Consider the following 19,411-nt stretch of genomic DNA (forward strand, 5'->3'; position numbering starts at 1 on the left):
AAAAGATCCGCTCCAAAAAAGAGCTTCGGATCTTGTTACAGTGTAAGAACGTGACCTCCATCGAAGAAATAGAGCGCACGCCCTTTCACTTTCGTTTTTGTAATTTGTTCAACCGCTTTTGTATACAATTCGATTTGTGTTTCATACCTTTTTTGCAGAATCGGAGCCGCGCCTTCAAATCCGTTCCGGAATTTCCCCTCTATCCGATCTGTTTTATAGTCCAGCAAATAGAGACCGTCCGCAGTTTCGTAGAGGCAGTCAATAATCCCCTGCACGAGCAGCGGTTCACCGGCCGTTTCGGCATCCTTGTACACCTCGCCGGTCGGAAGCGCCATACTGAACGGCACTTCCCGGTCAATCCGCAGCGCCCCGAGAAGGTCTTTCCCGATTTCAGTTCCGAAAAACTGGACAATTTCTTCTATATCAATAGCTTCCTGCTGTTCTTCTGTCAGCAGCTCTTTTTCGTAAAGCATCCGGACCGTCCGCTCCGCTTCTTCGGCAGTCGGAACGTGCGTCAGCGGTATGTGCTGCATCACCGTATGCATCGCCGTCCCTTTTTCGGCGGCTGTCAGCCCTTTTTTCATCATAAAACCGGGACGCCTGTATAAAAGCGTGTCTCCTGACGGTTTGATGAGAGAGCGGCCGCTGTATTCATCCTCGTATTCTTGCTTTCTCTTCAGCTCAGAAACTGACTGCTTCGTTCTGATAGCCGTCAGCTCTCGGTACGGATATTCCCATACAAGCAGACGGCGCGCCTGATCATCAAATGAAAACGAATCAGGAATCGGCTCGCCCTGCTGAATCGCTTTGAGACGTTTGCTCTTTTCTTCAGCACGTTCTTTTGGATTCTCTTCCAGCAATTCACTTTGCTGCAGCATCCGGATATGAAAACGCGACGGGTCGCGCGCGATATCCTCAGATGAGGAAAGTCCCGGCGTCCTGTGCGCTTCCATGTCACGGTGGCGGATGAGCGCCGGCCCGATAAAGTCCAAATAAGATGACGCCTGATAGCGGTCGAATTCAGAAAGAAGCCAATCGGCCCGGTCTGCTTGCGCCTGCCATTTGGCCAGCTGTTTTTCCCGGTTTTTGCAGGAACCGACGAGAAACAGCTTTTCCTTCGCTCTGGTCAGCGCCACATACAATACGCGCAATTCTTCGGATAAGAGCTCTCTGCGCATCTTTTTCTTCATCGCCACAAGCGGAAGAGTCGGATAGCTGATTCTGAGTTCCGGATGAATATACTTCGTGCCGAAACCGAGCTCTTTATCAAGCAGGTATGATTTGTTGAGATCCATCATATTAAAACTTCTGCCGAGTCCGGCGGTGAAAACGACGGGGAATTCAAGTCCTTTGCTGCTGTGGATCGTCATCAGCCGAACGACATCCTCCTGCTCGCTGAGCGCCCGGGCCGTCCCCAGATCATCGCCGCGCTCCTGCATCCGTTCAATGAACCGCAAAAAGCGGAATAACCCGCGGAACGCCGTCGCTTCGTACGAGCGCGCCCGGTCATACAAGACGCGCAGATTGGCCTGGCGCTGCTTTCCGCCTGGCATGCCGCCTGCATAGTCAAAATATCCGGTATCGCGGTATACTTCCCAAATCAGCTCAGACACCGAATGATTCGTCGAAAATGACCGCCACTTTTGCAGACTGTCATAAAAGGTTCTCAGTTTTTGATACAGGTCATCATGCCTGTCAGCGTTCGCTATATATGCTTTCAGCGCTTCATAAAACGGCGCTTTTTTCTTTTCAAGGCGTATCAGCGCAAGTTCATTTTCGTCACAGCCGACGATGGGCGATCGCAGCACGGAAGCAAGCGGAATATCCTGATACGGATTATCAATCACCTTCAAGACTGAAAGCGCCGCAGCTACCTCCACGGCTTCAAAGTAACCCGACGTCAAATTGGCGTACACCGGAATGCCCTGGTTTTTCAGCTCTTCCATTAATTGCGGCGCCCACGGCATGGAGCGCAGCAAAATTACGATATCCCGGTACTGGATATTCCGGTGTGTTTTTGTTTTGCCGTCATATACCTTAAACGGAGATGAGACAAGCTTTCGGATCTCCCCGGCTATCGCTTTCGCTTCCCAATGCACAGTTTCAAAGTCTTCGGCATCCTCGGAGCTGTCTGCGCCATCAGCGCTGTCAATGAGCAGCAGTTCCGTTTTTGCCGCGTCATTCGGCGGATACGATGCGCCGAGCTTCAATGCCGCCTGTTCATCGTAATCCACTTCGCCGATTTTTCCGCCCATCAGCTGCTTAAACAAGAAATTCGTACTGTCCAAAATATCGGAGCGGCTGCGGAAATTTTGGTTCAGGTCAATTTTCTGCCCCGCGCCTTCCCCGCTTTCTGTAAACCTTTTATATTTCCCGAGAAACAGCAGCGGCTCAGCAAGTCTGAAACGGTAGATCGATTGTTTAACGTCGCCTACCATAAACAGATTTCCCGTCTCTTCATTCCCGCTTTTAACAAGCTGCAGGATAGACTCTTGCACAAGATTCGTATCTTGATATTCATCAACCAGAACTTCATGGAACTGGTCTTGATAATAAACGGCCGCTTCGCTCGGCACCCGCCGGCCTTCTTCATCAACCGCAGTTAAAATCGCCAGGCAGTAATGTTCCAAATCTGAGAAATCAATAATTGATTTTTCTTGTTTCGCCGCTTCAAATCGTTTTCCGTACGATATCACGAGCTGAACGAGCGTTTCGATGACAGGCTTCATATCTGTTAAACTCTTTAAGTGATCTTGCGGACTTCTTGTAAAGTAATCGGTCTTTACCTTTTCGATCAGTTTCTTCGCGCCGTTTCGCAAATCGGTCGCTTCGTCCAAAAGCGCTTTGTCAAATTCATCGCCCTTTACCGCCTTCGCCCGCTTAAAGGAGACTGCGGGAACCCGTTCATACAGCGCATCGAAGTCATGCCGGCAGCTGATCAGCTCTTCTATCTGCTGAAGGTCATCCAGAAAATTATCAGCGCGCGGGGCCGGCCCACCGGGCGCTTTTGTCAGTTCAAGCGCCTTCTCAAGCTTTTGTTTTGCCCCGAAGAGCGCCATTTCAGCATCTTCTTTCACATACTGGTAAAACGGAAGCTCTTCCATTTTGCTTTCTTCCGTCACGTCATACAGGCGGACAAAGCTTTGCAGCCACGCTTCCGGGTCAGGATGCGACCGGGAATACTCGTACACCCGTTTGACAAGGTCTTGAAGATCAAGATCATGCCTGTCTGTCGTATATCTGTCCGCAAGCTCAAAAAACGCCTGATTCCCTTTTGCGTATTCATCTTCAAACAGCTCATCAAGCACTTCGTCTCCGAGCAATTCGCCTTCCGTCTGGTCAGCCATCCGAAAACCGGGGTCAAGATCAATCATATAATAATATTTTTTAAGCACTTGCAGACAGAAAGAGTGAAGCGTCGAAATGCTCGCCCGATTTAATAGAGAGAGCTGCCGTCTGATATGCAGAGATCCCGGATTTTTGGCGAGCTCTTTTTCTAATGCTTCCGCGATCCGATGCTTCATCTCCGCTGCTGAGGCGTTTGTAAAGGTCACCACAAGGAGCCGGTCAACATCAACCGGATCTTCCTCCGCGGTTATCTTTCTGATCATCCGTTCCACGAGCACGGCCGTTTTACCTGATCCGGCTGCGGCAGCGACCAAAATATCGCGGCCGGAAGAAACGATGGCGCTCCATTGGTCATCCGTCCATATGCTGTCTTTCGGTTTAGGAATTTGCATCATCATCCGCCTCCTTCTTCAGCCAATCCAGTATGGTGCCGTCTTTTTCCGCTTTCAGGCTGCGGTATTCATTTTCCTTAAGTGACTCATCAAACTGGCATACCGACTTAAACGCACAGTACGTACAAGGCGTCTTATCTTTCAGCTTATACGGGGTAATGGACACAAGCCCGTCCGTTATCGCTTCGCCAGCCTGTTCAAATGTCCGCCGCACATGGTCTGTCAGCAGATGAAAGTCCTGTTCGCTGACCGCGGCTGAGTCGGATCTTAAAGACCCGTCCTTTTTCAAACCGGCATTGATGATATTTGAACGCCCTTCCTCCAAGGTCGTGTCCATCAGACTGATCGCCTCCCGGTCACCGAGGAGAAGGCCTTTCATTTTAAATTTCTTGAAAATTTCCTGCTCGATTTCATCAAGCCCCATCGGCAGACTGGCCTGAATCATCGGATCGTGAATATGGAAATACAAAACGCCTGCCGGTGTCGCTTTCATGCCGAGCCAATCCGCGGAATGTGTAATCGATAAGTCAAGATATGTGAGCATTTGCAGAGCGAGCCCGTAATACACCTCAGCCAGATCAAGCCCCCTGTCGCTTGATTTATAATCAACGATTCTCAGCAGCAGGCCTTTTGAACTTTCCGCTTTATCCACGCGGTCGATCCGTCCGACGAGTTCCATCGTACAGCCGTTTTTCAGCGTGAAAGTGAGCGGAGGCAGCGGCCCGCTTCCGCCGAAACCGAGTTCAAGACCGACCGGGACGAAACCGCTCGCCTTCGCATGCTCGCTTAATATGCCAGAAACACGCGTGACGATCTTCTGCAGTTTTTCCTTCACATAAAAGTGTCTGTTTGAGCTGAGCAGAATCTCTTTTTGCAGCTTTGGCGCAAGCCGTTCCACCGCTTCATAGGAGAAATTCCGGCACTGATCTTTCGTCAGATCGCGCCATTCCAGCTTCTGCTCACGAAGCCGGTCTGAAATCAGCTTCAGGCTGGAGTGAAACAGCTGGCCGATATCCGGCGCGTCCAGCTTGAAAAACTGCCGCTCTTTTAATTGAAGCCCGTGAGATGCAAAATGAGAAAACTGGCAGGCATTAAACGCCTCCATCCGGGAGACGCTTCCTTTAATATGCTCGCCGTAAAGCTGGCGCGAAACAGGGCGTTCAAGACGCTTCGCCTCATTGCGGAAAAACAAGCTTGAAAACAGCTTTTTCGCACGCCGGTGATCAGGCTCTTTCATCAGCACATTGTATGCGCTCCACCATACGTCACTGATCTCGTACTCTCTTGTCCACAGCCTGAGCTGACTTGCCGTATATGTCTGAGCCACCTGTTTATTGACGAGATACTGAAGCTGCTCTTCTTCGCTTACCTGCTCGGGATCAGCCGCTGACAGCTTTTCCTGATGATCGGGAAACAGCTCGCCAAGCCGGTTTACAACGATTGACGGCAGGAGCGTTTTTCCTTCCGCATCAGCAATCGGGTATGACACATAAAGACGGTCAGACGGACTCGACAGCGCCATATAGATGAGAAAATGCTCATCAAGCAGCCGCTCACGCCCCGCGGAAGACAGCTCCACTCCGACTGCTTTCAGCCACTCCCGGTCATCATCAGACAGCACGCCGTTTTCATCCGGGCGCGCCGGAAGAACGCCGTCATTGGCCCCGATGACGAATGTGCAGGACGTGCCGTACATTCTTGAGAGATCCATATTCCCTACAAATACTTGGTCAAGCGCAGGCGGAATTAAAGAAAAATGAAGCGATTCCGTTCCCGTTTCAAGCATTTGCTGGAACAGTGCCAAAGATATTTCATCTTCACCCATCATGCCGGCAAACTCCTCGAGAAGCTGGATAACGGCATCCCACGCCTGGCCGTGCTGCTGCGCTTCGATCATGTTTCCGGTCTCTTCGGCCCGCTGCCTTTTCCGGTCCAGCTTCAGGGGAACATCGGTATCTTCCAAAAAGAGATAAAGAGCCTCCGCCATGCTTTGAACCGTTTTCGCTTTTTTCATCCGGTTTTGAAGCCGGACAAGGGGCGCGGCTATCCACTCTCTCGTCTCATTCAGCATGTGTTCCATCTCTATTTCCTGATCCGTCTGCGCGAAATCCTCATCGAGCGATACGAAGCGCCTGTATACAAACCGCTCGCCGCTCGTCCAGCGCTCCCCTTTAATGCCGTAGGCGATACAGTAATTTTCAAGCTGATCGACCTGCTCTCTTATTTTCTGCTCCGGCTGATCAAGCGGGAATAACAGTTCGGTTTTCGCACAGCGGAACACCGCTTCATATCTCCAGTTCCCCTTCACGACATCCAGGCTTGAACGGATGAATTCAATAAGCGGGTGATGCTGCATAGAAGCTTTTCCGTCAATAAAATAAGGAAGCCCGTAATCGGCAAACACTTCCTTCAGCAAATCTTTATAATCTTCCGGCTGACGGATGAGAATCGCCATATCTTTGTACCGGTATCCTCCGTCCCGGACAAGTGATTGAATTTCCCGGGCAATACCTTCAAGCTCAGCTCTTCTGTTTTGCGCCTGCATGACGGTAAAAGCTTCCTGTCCGCCGGTATACGCCGCGGCGGGACGCACATCGTACTGCGACTCTATACAGGCAAGCTCCGGCGCATGCTGATGCCGCTTCGTGCCATGCAGTTCCTTGCAGGAAATATCGGCATTCAATTCCTTTGCCGTCTGATAAAGCTTATAGTATGTGCTTCCCGTCATTCTGAACAGATCGAGCTCATCCGGTGCCTGTTCCGCCGAAGGGCTGTCCGCCGTCAGCGAGAATGTGACATGTTCAGCATGCATGATCAGCTGCTCCAGCACCCTTAATTCCTGCGGCGTAAATTGATAGAATCCGTCGACGTAAACACGGGCGCCTTTTACAACGTCCGCCAAAGGAATCTGCTGAGCGAGCAGCGTCAAATAATCCTCTGAATGCAAATAGTGTCCGGCGAGGCTTCTTTCCATCTGCTGATATAAAATGCCTAAATCATGAAGTTTTTCAGACAGCATCCGCTCTCCGCGATATTCTGATGCCGTTCCGCTTTCCGCCATGCGGCGGACGTCTTCAGGCTCAATACAGTACCGCTTAAACTCTGTCAGCATCCGTTCCACCTGCTCAGTGAACCCGGTTTTGTCACTCGCTTTTTGATACACTTTAAACTCGTGCTTATGTTCTTCAATCAGTTTCCTTAAAAGCATCTGCACACCCGTCGTCGTCACAAACGGGCGGTTCATGCCCCCGGTATGCTGAAGCACGCGCCACGCCAAACGCGAAAAACTGAACACTTGAGCGCGTATCATGCCGCCGATATCCGGCGTTTTAGCAAGCTCATATTCCATTAAAAACGTCATTTGATCCGGGACTAGAAAAATGATCGGTTTCCCGAACGGCTCCCGGCGCAGTTCATCTTGAATGCTGTCGATAATCAGCCTCGTTTTCCCACTCCCCGATCTGCCTACTAAAAACTCAACACCCAATTAGAAGACCCCTCTCTTTTTATCTTTCTACATTTTATCGAAAGTTGACGAAAATGACCAATCTCATCTGCTGGTAAAAACGGGATGACTGTTTTAAAACATATCGTTTTTGACCAAAATAAAGAAAAAAGGACTAATGATGATGTCAGAATATCCCGAAGTAATTGTACGGACGGCTCTGTCGTTCAGCATTCTGTTTATCGGCGCCCGGATACTCGGTAAACAAACCATTTCACAGATGACGCTTTTTGATTTCATTGCGGCAATCTCGCTCGGCGCCATCACGGCAAATCTGTCATTTAATACAAAGCTGCCGATTCATTATCATGTCATTGCCTACATTATTTTTGTGGCAATCATTTACCTTGTCGCATATCTTTCTATGAAAAACAGGGCCCTTAGGGGTTTCTTTGCAGGCAAACCGACCATTATCATTCAAAACGGTAAAATACTTGAGCATAATATGAAAACGATGCGTTATACCATCGACTACTTGAACCAGCAGCTGCGTGTAAATGACGTATTTGACATTTCTCAGGTTCAGACTGCCATCATTGAAACAAACGGCAGCATGTCAGTGGAGGTCAAACCGGAATTTGCGCCCGTTACAAGACAGGATCTCGGCATCTTTGCCGGACATGAAAAGAACTTTGCCGTTGAGCTGATTATGGACGGCCGGCTGGTGATGAAAAATCTGGAAGAAAACCACGTATCGGAAAAATGGCTGAGAGAAGAATTGGACAAGAGAAACCTCAAACCGGAAGACGTTGTATACGCTGTGCGCGGAAGCAACGGCCGGCTTTTTGTCGACACATACGACGACCATATTACATCGCCGCTAGATCAAGAATAAAAATGACATCCGCACATGTCACGGGCTGCCGCCGTATAATACCCTATAAACATTCGGGGGTGAGTCCAATGCACGAGAATTTTTTTCATTATACAGCCATCTGCAGCGACGATTCTGTGCTTATAAAGGATCTGGTAAAATCCATAAACGGTGAATACAGCGCTGTGATTTGCTACTCAATATTAGCCGAAAAAGCGCCGACCGCAGAAATCAGAAGACGAATCGAACATATCAGAGAGGAAGAAGTGCGCCACCTGCACGCTTTCTCTTCACTGTATACGTCAATTACCGGAAAACAGTTGACGCCGAAACAGACGGAGCATTGTCCGCACACATACAGAGAAGGACTGAGGGCGGCGTTTTATGATGAGCAGAAAACGAATGATTTTTATTTGCAGGCATCCGATAGAGCGGTGCATCCGGAAGCGAAGCGGTTATTTGCCCGCACGGCATTTGACGAGCAGCGTCATGCCGTCTGGTTTTTATACGATATGGCCCACTCTCCTTTCCACCATACAGGGGGAACGGTATCAAACGCGCCGAACACAAGCTACACCGAGGTAAATAACGGCAAATAACGGTTCAGGCAGATCACGCTCCCCCGCCGGGAGTCTTCAGACCGCTGACAAACCCCGTTCTTTCAACATGAGAGAATGGGGTTTACTTTTCGAGCCGTTTTATACTCCCTCTAAACAATGGATACCTTCTTCATTGTATAATCAGCAAAAACCCTTTATAATAAAATAAACCAACTGGTCGGTTTCAAACGAACCGAGCCCCGCTTTGCGGGACAACGATATGAATGAGGCGGAAAGGATCTGTGTGAAGTGACAAATACAAAAGGCGGTGCCGGAAAGAGCCAAAAGACGAAGAACAGGCTCGTATCCGCTTCGCGTGACTTATTTGCAAAAAAAGGATATTCAGAAACATCGATTCGGGATATTTTAGAGGCTGCCGAAATCAGTAAAGGCAATCTATATCACCATTTTAAAGGAAAAGAGTTTCTGTTTCTTCATATCATGGAAGAGGATCACCGCGTGATGATCGAGACGTGGAGGGAAATGGAAGCTGATCTGAAAGATGCTGCCGAAAAGCTGGCGGGCTTTGCGGAGCTGCTCAGCCGGATGAGCATCAATTACCCGCTTATGAGAGCAAGTGAAGAGTTTTATGCGAGTGCGTTTACGTCAGACGAGGTCGTAAAGCGGCTCAACAAAATTGATATTGAATATGACGATGTGATGAGAGAGATCTTAGAAGAGGGGAATCAAGACGGCAGCTGGTCCATTCATCATGTCGAATCAAAAGTAAAAATCCTGCTATCCGTCTTCTACGGTTTAGATGTGTTATATAAAAACGATACCATTCAGCAAAGAATCGAATTGCAAAAAGAAGCCATCTCCGTGTTTATTCACGGGTCGATCAGCGCTGATAAACAGAATGACAGCTGACAAAGGAGAAACAACATGCAAAAACCGATCAGAGAACAAAAGGCTGTACTCATCATCTTATTAAGCAATATATTTATTGCGTTTTTAGGCATCGGATTGATCATTCCCGTTATGCCGCTGTTTATGAATGTGATGCACTTGACGGGCAGCACAATGGGATACCTTGTCGCTGCCTTCGCCGTTGCGCAATTAATTGCATCCCCCATTGCGGGGAGATGGGTTGACCGCTTCGGCAGAAAAATCATGATTCTCGCCGGACTGTTTTTGTTCGCATTATCCGAACTGACCTTCGGATTGGGCACACATGTCTCCATTTTATATTTCGCAAGGGTGCTGGGGGGCATCAGTGCCGCTTTTATCATGCCCGCTGTTACAGCGTATGTCGCAGATATTACGACGGTGCAGGAAAGATCGAAGGCGATGGGCTATGTATCTGCCGCCATCAGCACAGGGTTTATCATCGGGCCCGGCATAGGAGGATTTATTGCCGATCACGGCGTTCGAATGCCGTTTTTCTTTGCGGCGGGAATTGCATTTATCGCAGTGATTTCCTCTGTCTTTATGCTGAAAGAGCCGTTAACTAAAGAAGAACGCGCAAAGCAGCTGGAAAGCGTCAAAGAATCAACTTTCTTAAAAGATTTGAAAAAGTCGATTCATCCAAACTACTTGATCGCCTTTATCATCGTTTTTGTTTTGGCATTCGGACTGTCGGCTTACGAAACGGTATTCAGCTTATTTACAAACCATAAATTCGGCTTCACGCCAAAGGATATCGCCATTATTATTACGTTCAGCTCCATTGTGGCGGTCCTCATTCAAGTACTCGCGTTCGGAAGACTTGTCAACTTCCTCGGGGAGAAAAAAGTCATTCAGCTTTGTCTGATCATCGGCGCTGTGCTGGCTTTCGTTTCTACGGTGATGTCAGGATTTTTGCCCGTGCTCGCTGTCACCTGCATCATTTTCCTTGCGTTTGATTTACTGCGCCCGGCACTGACTACTTATTTATCGAAAATCGCAGGAAATCAGCAGGGGTTTGTTGCCGGTATGAACTCAACATACACGAGTTTGGGCACCATTTTCGGCCCGGCTCTGGGCGGTATTTTATTTGATATGAATATTCACTTCCCGTTTCTGTTCGCAGGTGTGGTTTTATTTCTCGGTCTGGGATTGACCTTTGTGTGGAAAGGAAAAGCGGGCGAGGTTTCGGAGTAGGGTGCACTCACCCATCTCCGGAGCTTTTTTTGCGTTTGCGATAAGAAAAATGAATGGATTATGAGAAATAATTCATTATTTATTTATCTCAAAATCTATACTATAGTAATAGTAAGGTTAACGAGCTTAACAATTTAATATGAATGTTTCAGGAAGAAGGGTTTTCATTGAAGAAAGACAAACATCTCCTTACGGATATCTGGTTTATTCTCATCAGTGCGGCAGGGGGGTTTCTTCTTTCTCTTACAGGGATGTCGATCGCCTGGATGCTCGGAACGCTGGCCGCCGGCTGCATCCTCTCCATGACGAGGCCCCGCTGGCTGTTCATGGCGCCTGACAGAAGAGGGATTCACCGCAGATGGCTTGCCGCGGGACAAATGATCCTCGGCATCGAACTCGGCCAGAAACTGAACCTGTCCGTTCTGTCGGTTTTACGGGAGCATTGGCTTCCGGTAGGCTTCATGCTGATTTTTTCTATCGTGATGGCGCTTGTTTCCGGATATGTGCTCTTTCGGTTCAGCCGGACAGACATGATGACAAGCTTTGTAGGCACGGCGCCGGGCGGTTTATCCGCCATGCCGGGTATCGCCCAGGAAGTCGGCGCAAACACCGCGATTGTAAGCCTTATTCAGCTGACGCGCGTCCTTTTGGTCGTCATGACAATACCGTTTCTTGTCATTTTCTTATTTACCAAACAAAACGGTGCAGCTCAGACATCAGCCGGAGCCGTTTCGGCAGGAGCTTCACATCCGGGCCTTACTCCCGTCTTGTTAACGGCCGGATTTATTTTGGCTGCCTGGCTTGCAAGCAAAGGCGCAAAACGGCTGAAATTTCCCGCCCCTTGGCTGCTCGGCAGCATGATTGGCGTTGCTGCTGCGGAAATCGGCGTGTCCGCCTTGGCGGGCAAAGACATGCTGGCCTGGTGGCCGCCGGAAGCGAACCAGCTGTCACAAATTTTTCTCGGCGCCACAATCGGATCAAAAATGTACAAAAGTATGTTCACCGGTGTGACGAGAGTGCTGACCGTCGGATTTATTTCTTCCGTCGGATTAATCGCCGCCATGATTCTGAGCGCGATTGCGGTTTCTAAATTAACGGGCATCTCCATGATTACATCTGTTCTCGCCTTTTCTCCCGGCGGGATCGCCGAGATGGCGGCGACTTCGATCACCCTGCACGAAGACTCGACTTTCGTCGTCGCGGTTCAGGTCATCCGGATCGTTCTCGTCATCGCCATGCTTCCGCCCTTCTATCGGCTGCTGCACCACCTTTCTCAGCTGAAACGGGCACACGGTGAAAGAGGCCGGGCAGAAAGAGGAACATGATCCGAATAAAAAAACACGCATCCATATGCGTGTTTTTTATTTGAACAGCTCTCCGCCGCCATTTACAGACCGCCAGTTTGCTGAAAGATCACGGAACAGCCGTTCAGCAAATAACAGTTCTTCATCTGTATAGCGGTCTAAAAACGCCAAGAGCCGCTTTTTTATCAATTCATGATATTCATGATGAAGAGAATGCAGCTCTTTCCCGGCAGGAGTCAGCCGGAAATAGACTTCTTTTTTATTGTCGCTCAGCCGGGTCCTGCGCAGAAAGCCGGCTTCCAAAAACTTCGCGCAGCTTCTCGACACGGTCGGCTTTGTCGTCTTCATTTTTTCCGCTATTGACGTGACATTGATCGGTTCATGATCTCCGATACACGACAAAATGTGAATTTCCGTCAAAGTCAACTGTAATTTTTTTCCGTTTTCTTCACGGAGTTCGTCCATCCGTCCGGCCAACGACGCCCTGATGTCCTCCTGACACCTCTCCTGCTCGTGAAAAATATCTGTCAGCCCTTCAAGAATCATGTGTTTTGCATGGTCTGGCTGTCTTCTGTCCAACTGCTGAATCACCCTTCCGTATTGATTGTTTCTTTTACTATAACGTTTTGTTACACAAGAAACAATCACACAGGCGCATAAAAGGGTATCAGATGAATCCCCATCTCTCCAAACCGGCCAGAACAGCTTCTTCCGCTTCACGTCCCGAGCCGCCGGCTGCCCATGCCGCGTGGCCGTCCGGCCGGATGAAAACGGCGTGGACGTCATCCCAATCGGCACGTGTTTCAGCAAGCTCCGCCCTGACAGCTGCCACGCTGTCCGTATCAATACCGGCGGGAATGCTCCCTCTTAATGACAAAAGCACAAAGGCGCCCTTATGAAGAAAATCATACAGCCGGGCCGGCCGCCCGTCATGAAGGGTCAATTCGATATCCGGCAGGCGTTTTCCGTTCAGGATATGCGGCGGCAGCTCCGCATCCGGTTCATAATGCAGATCAAGCGCGGATACTTTTCCCGCCAATAAACGGTTGGACTCCTGAAAATCCAGCAAAGCGGCCATCGTTTCTCTTAATGCCATCCCCGACTCGGTAAAATCCATGAGCTTTATCTGGGTTTTTATATTGTGCAATACTTCTTTTCCTGTGCTGTGCCTTTCCTGATGATAGCTGTCCAGAAGATAAGGCGCCGCTTTCCCCTTCATTTGCGCCGCCAGCTTCCAGCCGAGGTTGAAGGCATCCTGAAGCCCCGTGTTCAGCCCTTGGCCGCCTGCGGGAAAATGAATGTGCGCCGCATCACCGGCCACAAAAACCCGGCCTGATCGGTACTGCTCAGCCTGACGCTCGGCATTGCCGAACCGCGACGTCCATACCGGATCACCCAATCCGAAATCAGTGCCGCATATCCGCCGCAGGTCTTCTTTCAGCTCATTTTCGGTGACCGGCTCTTCCTTCCGCTTTTGCGGAGCGTGCGGAGAAACGATGAGGACGCGGAAAAGTCCGTCCGTAAGAGGGACAATCACAACCGATCCCTCCAGGCGGCACGTTGACAAAAAGGAAGATTCGGGCGGATGTTTCAAAGCGGCATCACAGAGGGTTCCTGTTAAGTCGGCATCAGTGCCCGAAAAAGCGATGCCCGCCTGTTTCCTGACAATGCTCCCCGCTCCGTCTGTACCCGCGGCATATAAGCTGTGAAGAGTGCGGATCCCGCTTTCGTCCCGGAACACCGTCTCCACTCCGTCATCCGTCTGGGTGACAGCCACCGCTTCCGCCCCGCGGATGATGTCTGCGCCGAGACTTGATGCATACTCCTCCAAAATCCGCTCCGTTTCTGCCTGAGGCAGCATTAACGAATAATTCTGCTTCGTATCCAGCCGAGAAAAATCCAGCCGTGTATCCAGCATGGAAAAATGGCCGGAAGACACCTTCGTCCCTTTTTCCAAAAAGCGTTCCAATATACCTCTCATGGCAAAAAGCTCAAGTGTGCGCGGATGCATGATAAGCGCTTTGGAATATGGCACCGTCTTCTTCAATCGTTCAATAACAGTCGTTTTCACTCCGGCCAGCGCCAGTTCTGATGCAAGCATAAGTCCGACCGGACCTCCCCCGATAATGGCAGCCTGTGTTTTCATCTCATCAGCCCTCTTTCATATTTTTTGTTGCACACGTAACAAAATCACCAAAAAATAAAACGCCTCCTTTTTGTTTCGCGCGTAACAATTTTCATTATAGTCTTCCCTCTGCTTTTTTACAATCATTTCCGAAAAAAAAGACGCCGTTTACTTGGCGTCTGATTCACTGATGACTCCGACAATGTCTTTATCCTTAATCGGACCGAAATGACGGCTGTCGAGGCTGTATATGCGGTTGTCGCCAATAACAAAGTATTGTCCCTTCGGTATGCTTTTGCGCCCGGTCGTTTCCTTCAGCGTATAATCACCGGTCACATGGCTCCCGGCGGACAATGATGACTTTAAGGGTTTTAAAAACGGTTCCGCCACCCGTTTTCCATTCACATACAGCTGATCCTCCCTGTATGCGATTGACTCGCCGGGGAGCCCGATGACACGTTTGATCAGCACTTTGCGGTGCGGGCCTTTGAACAGGACAATATCGAAACGGCGGATCGTTTTGTAACGATGGGAAAACTTGTTGACCATCAGCTCATTTCCTTGTTTAAAGGTCGGATTCATGCTGATTCCTTCGACTTTATAATCAATAAAAATGGCATTCTTTAATTGTATGGCCAAAACAACGATAAGCACGCCAGCTATAAACCAAAATCGTTTTTTCAAGATTCCTGTCTCCCTCCGTCTTTCTCATGCTGACTGATTCTCGTCTGTAACCGCCGTTCGATATGCTTTCCGGCATACCACAGCACCGCGATCACCATTATGGCGCCCGCCATCCTGAAAGGCTGTGTCATGAGTGCATGTAGATCATATCCGATAAAGCTGATCATAAAAATCATGACCATTTTCCCCATAGCGGCTGCTGATATAAACTGCAGCGCCCCGACCCGTGACAGGCCGGCAACGATATGAACCGCAGCGGACGGCGTAAAGGGGAAGCAAAGTAAAATAAACAGCGGACCGAAACCGTGCCGCTCAACCCAAAGCATCATCCGCCTTATGGTCTGATGCCTGCGGATGAAACTGAAAGCTCTTTTCTGTCCGAAACGGCGGACGGCATAAAACATCAGCATCGATCCTGCCGCAGATCCGAGCCACGACAGAAAAAAACCTTCCCATAACCCAAATGCATTCGTATTCGCCACCACAAATACAACAAGCGGCAAAAACGGAAGAAACGCTTCAATAAAAGGCAGTGCAACCGCAGCCGCCGGGCCGAAAGCTCTATAGCTTTGGAACCATTCCGTCAGCTGTTCCTCAGTCAAATATGATAAAAATTGCTCCAACGTTTATACTCCTTAACGAGTTTGTCTATCCTTATTCTACACATTATCTCCAAAAAACGAAAATGTTTACGAATTTTCCGACTTGAAATATCGTGTAAGCGAGTATAAAATAAGAACAAACGTTCTCTTTTTTAAGAAAGAAGGAGTATTTATGCCTGACATCCGGAGCGGCACCCGCGATCTCATCGAAAAAGGGCTGTTTCTGCCCATGGCGGCTGCCATCCTGAACCGGGACCTCGAAGCGCTTGATTCGTGCCCGTTCAAATTAAAACAACCCTATAAACAGCTTATCAGCTGCTCTTTAAAATTAGCACAAAAGGATTTGAGTGATGTTCGAAAAGAGTTAAGAAAGCGTAAAATTAAAATATACGAAGCGGAAAGAGACGAAGCATTTACGCTTTATATATGCACCATTAACGGCTATGAAGAAAAACACCGTTATTTCAACCCGAGAATACGGGAACAGGTAACCGCCTTATTAGAATATTACCTGTCTCTTGCGACCATTTAAAAAGCAGCCGGGACTGCTTTTCCTTTTCAGCTGATAAATTTCAGACTATTCACACTATACATTCGACATGATTTTCTTTATAATCGGGACACGCTGTTTTCAATGAAAAGGAGGAATGTTATGAAACTGATTCATGTTCTCGCCGCCCTGCCCTTTTTCGGAATTCTCGCCGGCATTCCATTTGCCAACCGGGTGACGCCTTATGTTTTCGGAATGCCTTTCATTCTCGCGTATGTCGTCATCTGGGCGGTGCTGACTTCCGTTCTGATGGCCGCCGTTTACAAATTGGACAAAGAAAACAAGGCGGGTGAGGCGGAATGAACGCAGCATTTCCCGTAATGGCCGCCGTGCTCCTGTTTTGTGTGTATCTCGGAATCCGGGCCCGAAAAGGAAAACATATGGACCTTGAACAATGGACAGTGGGCGGACGCGGCTTCGGCACGATGTTTGTCTTTTTATTAATGGCGGGAGAAATATACACGACCTTTACATTCCTCGGCGGAAGCGGATGGGCTTACGGAAAAGGAGGCCCCGCCTTTTATATTATCGCGTACGGCTGCCTTGCCTACATTTTGTCATATTGGCTTCTGCCAGCCGTGTGGACTTACGCCAAACAACACAAACTGATGTCGCAATCAGATTTTTTTATTTCAAAATACAACAGCCCGCTCCTCGGCATTCTCGTATCGCTCGTCGGCATCGCATCCCTCATCCCCTATCTCGTCCTGCAGCTGAAAGGGCTCGGATTAATTGTTTCAGCAACGTCATACGGACAGATTCCGCCCTCCGCCGCTGTCTGGATCGGCGCTGTCTCCATCACGATTTATGTGATGATATCAGGAATCCACGGTTCAGCGTGGATATCAGTCGTTAAAGATATCATGATTTTAGGCATCGTCCTGTATTTAGGCATTTATCTGCCCATTCATTACTATGGCGGGTTTACGGAGATGTTCAAACAAATTGACGCCGCAAAACCCGGTTTTCTCACGCTGCCGGAAACCGGACAGAGCGTTTCCTGGTTCAGCTCAACGGTTTTGCTGACCGCCCTCGGCTTTTATATGTGGCCCCATACATTTGCCGCTTCCTATTCGGCGGAGCATCCGCGGGTGTTTCGGAAAAACGCGATCATCATGCCTCTTTATCAGCTCGTCCTGCTGTTTGTCATCTTTACCGGATTTGCGGCGATTCTGCAGGTGCCCGGTTTAAAAGGGGCGGACACGGATCTCGCCTTATTAAAGCTGTCTGTGAAAACCTTTGATCCCTGGTTTGTCGGACTGATCGGATCGGCGGGCATTCTGACGGCGCTTGTACCCGGTTCAATGATATTAATGGCCTCAAGCACGCTGTTCGCCAAAAATGTGTACAAAGCCATTCTGCCCGGCACGACTGACGACAAAGTCTCACGGCTCGCAAAATACGCCGTACCCGTCATCGCGCTGATATCCGTATATTTTACGCTGAAAGGCGGAAATACCATCGTCACCTTGCTTTTAATGGGCTACAGCCTTGTCACCCAGCTTTTCCCCGCCCTCTTATTCAGCCTGCCGAAGCGGCGTTTCATCACAAGCCACGGCGCTTTTGCCGGCATAACGGCCGGGGTCGGAACGGTGGCCTTCATTACGCTGACCGAATCAACCATCGGAACCCTCTTTCCGTTTCTTCCGCAGATCGTTAAAGATATGAATACAGGCATCATCGCACTGGTTCTGAACATTGTCGTCATGTTTGCAGTCAGCGCCGCAGTCAGAAAAAAACAAATCAGCGCAGCCGAAAAGGCGGCTTAAATGGTAAGATAGCGGTAAGATACACGAAAGGGGAAAAACGCATGATCATGACAACGACCGAAACCGTCGCCGGAAAACAGATTACAGAAGTGAAAGGCTTGGTGACAAGCAGTATCGTCCAGTCCCGTCACATCGGAAAAGACTTGCTTGCAGGCTTAAAATCTGTCGTCGGCGGCGAATTAAAAAGCTATACCGAAATGCTGGAAGACTCCAAAAAAGCGGTGAAAGAGCGGCTGATCAGAGAGGCGGAGCAGCTCGGAGCGAACGCCATCGTCGGCCTGCGGTTCGAACTGACCGCAGGACAGAACACATCCGAATTAATCGGATACGGAACCGCCGTCACCGCCGAATCCATTTAAAAAACAAGCCTCTTTAAAGAGGCTTGTTTTTTTATTTCTCACATGCGATATAGTCTTTATCTCGGTCAAGTCTTTTATTTGCATTGTAAAGCGCTTTTGATACATACGGCTTGTACTTGTGTTCTGCCGCCCTTGTTTTTCACTTTCGACGATTTGGCCACGCCGCCCTTATACACCTTGTTCAGCGCCTTGCAGTTTTGATACGTTTTTACCTTTGTTTTCGCTTCTGCCGTCTGCCCCGCTCCATATGAACAACCGAACACCAGACCGAAAGACAAAAGCACAGCTGCCGTCTTTTTCATTTCTATCCTATCCCCTTTCCTGAATCATGCTGTATTGCTGAACATATCATAGTTCAAATAATCTCCATTTACAAGATAAATAGGAAAATAGGTTTAATTTACGTCCGCCCGTATATCTTTTATGGAATTTTTCCCAAAACCTTTTATAATATGAATTGATAGCGCTATCTGACTATGATGATAGGAGGAGAAATGATGATGAAAAAAGGGCTTCTTGCGGGTGTTCTCACTTCAGCCGTTCTATTCGGCGCATGTACGGCGGATATTCCGGGGGTGATCAGTCCCAATACGGCGGAAGCGGCGTCCCAGCTCAGCAAAGGAATCGGCGGAAGGGCCTACCTGAACAGCACGGGCTCAGTTCTCGTCACGAAAATTCAGCTTCCAAGCTCGATTCAGGTGTCAAATGGGACAGCCTATATTTACTCAGGGTTTACCGGAGGCACAGAGGCTGATATCGGACTTCAGTACAGTGACACCTATCATGTATGGAAACCGATCATGAAAGTCGGTTCAAAGGGACAAGGCCAGGTCCGGTATCTGGAAGGAGAAAGCCAATTCACCTATACGAAAGGCTTCCGGCCCGGCAGCACCGTACAGCTGACCATTTACAAAAATCTGAACGGCAATACCCGCGCCACATATTGGGGCACAAATAATGACGGATACACCGGCCGCATCATCTCAGAACTCTCCCAAACAAATGTAGGCTCTGTCTCAAAATGGAAAGCGCTCGCCACCGTCGCGGTCACATCAGAGGATCAGCGCCCTTACATCAAATCAAACTTCTCAACAGCCTTTACGAACATCACGATTGACAATAAAGCAGTCACACCTGTGATTGATACACAGGATTTTGCCAAATTGACAGTGTCAGGCAGCAGCGTCAGCATGTCTGTGGTCAAATAAAGAATTTTGAACGCAAGATTTCTGACATCGTGCGTTTCGTGAGGGTCTGCCGGATACGCAAATCCCTTAT

The 19,411-nt window shown here is 49.1% G+C and carries 16 protein-coding genes and 1 pseudogene; 10 read left to right on the forward strand and 7 right to left on the reverse strand.

The genetic code is table 11. The features are described from left to right. Window positions 1–35: 35 nt before the first annotated feature. Together addA and addB are read right to left on the reverse strand one after the other, a co-directional pair. Window positions 36–3,740, reverse strand: a complete 3,705-nt coding sequence (gene addA / locus SB24_RS04470; RefSeq protein ID WP_039254956.1) for a helicase-exonuclease AddAB subunit AddA — start codon at window positions 3,738–3,740, stop codon at window positions 36–38. After that, window positions 3,727–7,227 (reverse strand): helicase-exonuclease AddAB subunit AddB, encoded by a 3,501-nt coding sequence (gene addB / locus SB24_RS04475; RefSeq protein ID WP_039252063.1) that lies wholly within the window; start codon window positions 7,225–7,227, stop codon window positions 3,727–3,729. Before addB ends, addA begins: the two co-directional genes overlap by 14 nt. A gap of 139 nt (window positions 7,228–7,366) precedes the next feature. Here addB and SB24_RS04480 point away from each other — a divergent pair, with 139 nt between their 5' ends. The 5 genes from SB24_RS04480 to SB24_RS04500 all read left to right on the forward strand — a co-directional run bounded on the left by SB24_RS04480 (window position 7,367) and on the right by SB24_RS04500 (window position 12,065). Next, window positions 7,367–8,080 (forward strand): DUF421 domain-containing protein, encoded by a 714-nt coding sequence (locus SB24_RS04480; protein ID WP_079891285.1) that lies wholly within the window; start codon window positions 7,367–7,369, stop codon window positions 8,078–8,080. Window positions 8,081–8,148: 68 nt separating this feature from the next. Beyond that, entirely contained in the window at window positions 8,149–8,658 is a 510-nt protein-coding gene (locus tag SB24_RS04485; protein WP_015417176.1) for a ferritin-like domain-containing protein, read from the forward strand. Window positions 8,659–8,907: 249 nt separating this feature from the next. Beyond that, window positions 8,908–9,528, forward strand: a complete 621-nt coding sequence (locus SB24_RS04490) for a TetR/AcrR family transcriptional regulator (protein ID WP_039252068.1) — start codon at window positions 8,908–8,910, stop codon at window positions 9,526–9,528. Between the two features lie 15 nt (window positions 9,529–9,543). After that, window positions 9,544–10,740 carry an MFS transporter gene (locus tag SB24_RS04495; RefSeq protein ID WP_007409175.1) on the forward strand — a complete coding sequence of 399 codons (1,197 nt, stop codon included), beginning with the start codon at window positions 9,544–9,546 and terminating at the stop codon, window positions 10,738–10,740. Window positions 10,741–10,907: 167 nt separating this feature from the next. Then, on the forward strand, window positions 10,908–12,065 hold the full coding sequence (locus SB24_RS04500; protein ID WP_033574498.1) for an AbrB family transcriptional regulator: 1,158 nt from the start codon (window positions 10,908–10,910) through the stop codon (window positions 12,063–12,065). A 36-nt stretch (window positions 12,066–12,101) separates the two neighbouring features. Here the strand turns inward: SB24_RS04500 and SB24_RS04505 are convergent, their stop codons facing one another. The 4 genes from SB24_RS04505 to SB24_RS04520 all read right to left on the reverse strand — a co-directional run bounded on the left by SB24_RS04505 (window position 12,102) and on the right by SB24_RS04520 (window position 15,476). Then, window positions 12,102–12,623, reverse strand: a complete 522-nt coding sequence (locus SB24_RS04505; protein ID WP_012117244.1) for a MarR family transcriptional regulator — start codon at window positions 12,621–12,623, stop codon at window positions 12,102–12,104. Between the two features lie 88 nt (window positions 12,624–12,711). Beyond that, window positions 12,712–14,190 (reverse strand): monooxygenase, encoded by a 1,479-nt coding sequence (locus tag SB24_RS04510; protein ID WP_039252071.1) that lies wholly within the window; start codon window positions 14,188–14,190, stop codon window positions 12,712–12,714. Between the two features lie 147 nt (window positions 14,191–14,337). Further along, window positions 14,338–14,853 carry a signal peptidase I gene (gene lepB, locus SB24_RS04515; RefSeq protein ID WP_003155158.1) on the reverse strand — a complete coding sequence of 172 codons (516 nt, stop codon included), beginning with the start codon at window positions 14,851–14,853 and terminating at the stop codon, window positions 14,338–14,340. After that, window positions 14,850–15,476, reverse strand: a complete 627-nt coding sequence (locus SB24_RS04520) for a TVP38/TMEM64 family protein (RefSeq protein WP_039252073.1) — start codon at window positions 15,474–15,476, stop codon at window positions 14,850–14,852. The genes lepB and SB24_RS04520 overlap by 4 nt, the downstream gene beginning before the upstream one ends. A 151-nt stretch (window positions 15,477–15,627) precedes the next feature. On the opposite strand from SB24_RS04520, the gene SB24_RS04525 reads away from it, so the two are divergent. The 4 genes from SB24_RS04525 (at window position 15,628) to SB24_RS04540 (ending at window position 18,133) form a co-directional block, all read left to right on the forward strand. Then, window positions 15,628–15,987, forward strand: a complete 360-nt coding sequence (locus SB24_RS04525) for a YhjD family protein (protein ID WP_012117241.1) — start codon at window positions 15,628–15,630, stop codon at window positions 15,985–15,987. Window positions 15,988–16,107: 120 nt separating this feature from the next. Next, a complete protein-coding gene (locus SB24_RS04530) occupies window positions 16,108–16,308 on the forward strand; it encodes a DUF3311 domain-containing protein (protein ID WP_007409181.1) in 201 nt (66 codons plus the stop codon). Next, a complete protein-coding gene (locus SB24_RS04535) occupies window positions 16,305–17,774 on the forward strand; it encodes a sodium:solute symporter family protein (RefSeq protein WP_039252077.1) in 1,470 nt (489 codons plus the stop codon). The genes SB24_RS04530 and SB24_RS04535 overlap by 4 nt, the downstream gene beginning before the upstream one ends. Before the next feature lie 41 nt (window positions 17,775–17,815). Beyond that, entirely contained in the window at window positions 17,816–18,133 is a 318-nt protein-coding gene (locus SB24_RS04540; protein WP_003155166.1) for a YbjQ family protein, read from the forward strand. Between the two features lie 31 nt (window positions 18,134–18,164). On the opposite strand, the pseudogene SB24_RS04545 reads toward SB24_RS04540, so the two are convergent. Further along, window positions 18,165–18,435, reverse strand: a pseudogene (locus SB24_RS04545) (excalibur calcium-binding domain-containing protein). A 195-nt stretch (window positions 18,436–18,630) separates the two neighbouring features. Here SB24_RS04545 and SB24_RS04550 point away from each other — a divergent pair. Continuing rightward, on the forward strand, window positions 18,631–19,341 hold the full coding sequence (locus SB24_RS04550; RefSeq protein ID WP_039252080.1) for a YrpD family protein: 711 nt from the start codon (window positions 18,631–18,633) through the stop codon (window positions 19,339–19,341). The last annotated feature ends 70 nt before the right edge of the window (window positions 19,342–19,411 follow it).

This window comes from Bacillus sp. Pc3 (genome assembly GCF_000815145.1).
GTDB classification, from domain to species: domain Bacteria; phylum Bacillota; class Bacilli; order Bacillales; family Bacillaceae; genus Bacillus; species Bacillus velezensis.

Bases quoted from the DNA above. Each gene is read 5' to 3' on its own strand.
- SB24_RS04550 (WP_039252080.1), top strand. From the start codon at position 18,631: ATGATGAAAAAAGGGCTTCTTGCGGGTGTTCTCACTTCAGCCGTTCTA.
- SB24_RS04540 (WP_003155166.1), top strand. From the start codon at position 17,816: ATGATCATGACAACGACCGAAACCGTCGCCGGAAAACAGATTACAGAA.
- SB24_RS04525 (WP_012117241.1), top strand. From the start codon at position 15,628: ATGCCTGACATCCGGAGCGGCACCCGCGATCTCATCGAAAAAGGGCTG.
- SB24_RS04495 (WP_007409175.1), top strand. From the start codon at position 9,544: ATGCAAAAACCGATCAGAGAACAAAAGGCTGTACTCATCATCTTATTA.
- SB24_RS04530 (WP_007409181.1), top strand. From the start codon at position 16,108: ATGAAACTGATTCATGTTCTCGCCGCCCTGCCCTTTTTCGGAATTCTC.
- SB24_RS04480 (WP_079891285.1), top strand. From the start codon at position 7,367: ATGATGTCAGAATATCCCGAAGTAATTGTACGGACGGCTCTGTCGTTC.
- SB24_RS04535 (WP_039252077.1), top strand. From the start codon at position 16,305: ATGAACGCAGCATTTCCCGTAATGGCCGCCGTGCTCCTGTTTTGTGTG.
- SB24_RS04510 (WP_039252071.1), bottom strand. From the start codon at position 14,190: ATGAAAACACAGGCTGCCATTATCGGGGGAGGTCCGGTCGGACTTATG.
- addA (WP_039254956.1), bottom strand. From the start codon at position 3,740: ATGCAAATTCCTAAACCGAAAGACAGCATATGGACGGATGACCAATGG.
- SB24_RS04485 (WP_015417176.1), top strand. From the start codon at position 8,149: ATGCACGAGAATTTTTTTCATTATACAGCCATCTGCAGCGACGATTCT.